Raw genomic sequence first — 2,960 nt, forward strand, 5'->3', positions numbered from 1 at the left:
CATCCTGCACACGTCGGGCACCACCGGCAAGCCCAAGGGCGCCATGCTCACTCACGGCAATCTGGGCCGCAACGCCGAAGTCAGTGTCCGCACCCTTGTCGAGACGGGACCCGACGACGTGGTGATGGGCTGCCTGCCCCTTTTTCACGTCTTCGGGTTGACGTGCGGGCTCAACGGCTCGGTCCTCGCCGGCGCGATGATGACCCTGATCCCGCGTTTCGACCCGCGTAAGGCCATCGAGGTGATCGAGCGCGATCACGTCACGGTTTTTGAGGGCGTGCCGACGATGTATTCGGCGCTGCTCGGTGTGGCCGACGAGGTCAAACCCGCTGCGACGCAGAGTCTTCGGGTCTGCGTATCCGGCGGCGCGGCGATGCCCGTCCAGGTTCTCACCGACTTCGAAAAGGCCTTCGGTTGCACCGTTCTCGAGGGGTACGGGCTGTCGGAGAGTTCGCCTGCCGCCGCATTCAACCACCCGAGCCGGCCGCGAAAGGCGGGGTCGATCGGCACCCCGATCGACGGCGTCGAGATGCGGGTGGTCGATCTGGACGGAGTCGAGGTTCCACAAGGGCAGACCGGTGAGATCCAGATTCGCGGCCACAACGTGATGAAGGGCTACTGGAATCTGCCCGATGCCACTAAGGCCACGATCACCGCCGACGGCTGGCTGAACACCGGCGACGTCGGACGCATCGACGAGGACGGCTACTTCTACATCGTCGATCGGACCAAGGACATGATCATCCGCGGCGGCTACAACGTCTACCCGCGCGAGATCGAGGAAGTGTTCTACGAGCACCCGGATGTGGCCGAGGCCGCCGTCATCGGCATTCCGCACGACTCACTCGGCGAGGAAGTCGGCGCCGCAATCGCCCTCAAGAAGGGGGCGTTGGAAGAGGGCAGGGTGACCGTGGACGAGTTACGCGACTACGTCAAGGCCCGGGTCGCCGCGTACAAGTACCCCCGGGCCGTCTGGCTCGTCGACGCGCTGCCAAAGGGGCCCACCGGCAAGGTCCAAAAACGCGACATCACCGTTCCGACAACCGAAAGCACCCGATAATCATGGCAACATCGCAGGCCCCCACCACCAGAGTCGACGAACTGGCGGCGCCGCTCGACCTGCTTTTGACCAGCGCCACCAAGCCCTTCGCCAGCCGGATGATGCCGAACGCCACCTGGGCCCGCGTCGCCGGCAACCTGGCACAGCAGCCGGGAGCCGTGGCCGGCCGGGTCGGCACGCTGACCCGTGAACTCGGCGATATCACGATTGGCAGGTCGCATCGCGCTCCGGCCCGCGCCGACAAACGCTTCACCGACCCTGCGTGGCAAGGTAATCCGCTCCTGCACCGGATCATGCAGGCCTATCTCGCGGGCTCCGAGACCGCAGAGGGTTTGCTTGCCGACGCGCGGTTGGATTGGCGCGACAACGAAAAGATGCAGTTCGTCGTCGACAACGTTGTGGAGGGTCTGGCGCCCAGCAACAACCCGCTGATAAGTCCGCTGGGCTGGAAGGCGCTGATCGACACCGGCGGCCTGAGCGCGGTGCGCGGCGTGAGAGCCTTTGCCCGAGACATGCTTTCGAAGCCTCGTGTGCCGGCGATGGTCGAGCCCGACGCGTTTGTGGTGGGGGAGAACCTGGCCGTCACCAAGGGGGCGGTCGTGCTGCAAACCTCGGTGTTCGAATTGATCCAGTACGCTCCGCAGACGCCCAAGGTGCGCGAGATCCCGCTGCTTCTGGTGCCACCAGTGATCAACAAGTACTACATCATGGACATCGCACCCGGCCGCAGCATGATCGAGTACTTCGTCCAGCAGGGCCAGCAGGTTTTCGTCATCTCGTGGCGCAATCCGCAAGCCCGCCATCGGGATTGGGGTTTCGACGCCTATGGCGCGGCGATCGTGGAGGCGATGGATGCGGCGGCGAAAATCACCGGGGCCGACAGCACCCACCTGCTGGCCACCTGCTCGGGCGGCATCCTGGCGGCGATGACGGCGGCCCACCTGGCCGACATCGGTGAGGGCGACCGGGTCGCGGGCCTCAACCTGGCGGTCACCGTGCTGGACGAGACCAGGGCCGGGTTCGCCGCGGCCGCGATGAGCGATCGCGCGGCGCAGGCCGCGATCCGAGTGTCGGCCCGCAAGGGCTTCCTCGACGGGCGCGACATGGCGGAGATGTTCGCCTGGCTCCGGCCCACCGACCTGGTGTGGCGGTACGTGGTGAACAACTATGTGCAGGGCCGCAAGCCGGCACCGTTCGACGTGTTGTTCTGGAACGCCGACACCACCCGGATGGCCGCCGCCCTGCACCACGATCTGGTTTTGATGGGGCTGCACAACGCCCTGGTCACTCCCGGCGCGGTCAGCATGCTGGGCAGCCCGGTCGACCTGGCGAAGATCACCGCCGATGCCTACGTGGTCGGGGGTATCGCCGATCACATCTCCCCGTGGCAGGCCACCTACCGAAGCGCTCGACTGCTCGGCAGCAAGGACAACCGCTACGTGCTGTCCACCAACGGTCATATTGCGGCACTGGTCAACCCGCCGGGTAACCCCAAGGCGTCGTTCCGCGTCGGCCCAGTCGATGCCGAGGATCCCCAGCAGTGGCTCGAGTCCGCTGACAAGCACGCCGAATCCTGGTGGCCGGACTACGTGAGCTGGCTCGCCGAGCGCAGCGGCTCTGAGGTCGACGCCCCCAAAGCCCTTGGCGGCGAGACACTTCCGCCGCTCGGCCCCGCCCCGGGCAGCTACGTGATGGAGAAGTGAGCGATGCGCGCCGCAATCCAGAGGAGGCTTCGCGTGGTATCGCCCAGCACGATCGGCGAGGAGCGCTATGTCTCCGCCGGTGGTCAGCGGATCCGGGTCAACGTGCGTCGCGGGAACGGCGTCCCGCTGGTGGTGTGCAACGGCATCGGCGCCAGCTTGGAGGTGCTTGATCCGCTGGTCGAGCAATTGGATTGCAC

The 2,960-nt window shown here is 66.2% G+C and carries 2 protein-coding genes and 1 pseudogene; all 3 read left to right on the forward strand.

All coding sequences use genetic code 11. The features are described from left to right. Positions 1 to 1,060 (forward strand): AMP-binding protein (locus JOZ00_RS00950; RefSeq protein ID WP_293338534.1); only part of this gene is annotated, 1,060 nt, incomplete at its 5' end. A 2-nt stretch (positions 1,061 to 1,062) separates the two neighbouring features. Next, positions 1,063 to 2,763 (forward strand): alpha/beta fold hydrolase, encoded by a 1,701-nt coding sequence (locus JOZ00_RS00955; protein ID WP_293338536.1) that lies wholly within the window; start codon positions 1,063 to 1,065, stop codon positions 2,761 to 2,763. A 3-nt stretch (positions 2,764 to 2,766) separates the two neighbouring features. Further along, a pseudogene (locus JOZ00_RS00960) lies at positions 2,767 to 2,960 on the forward strand (hypothetical protein); the annotation flags it as partial.

The sequence above is a fragment of the Mycobacterium sp. genome (assembly GCF_019243155.1).
GTDB lineage: Bacteria > Actinomycetota > Actinomycetes > Mycobacteriales > Mycobacteriaceae > Mycobacterium.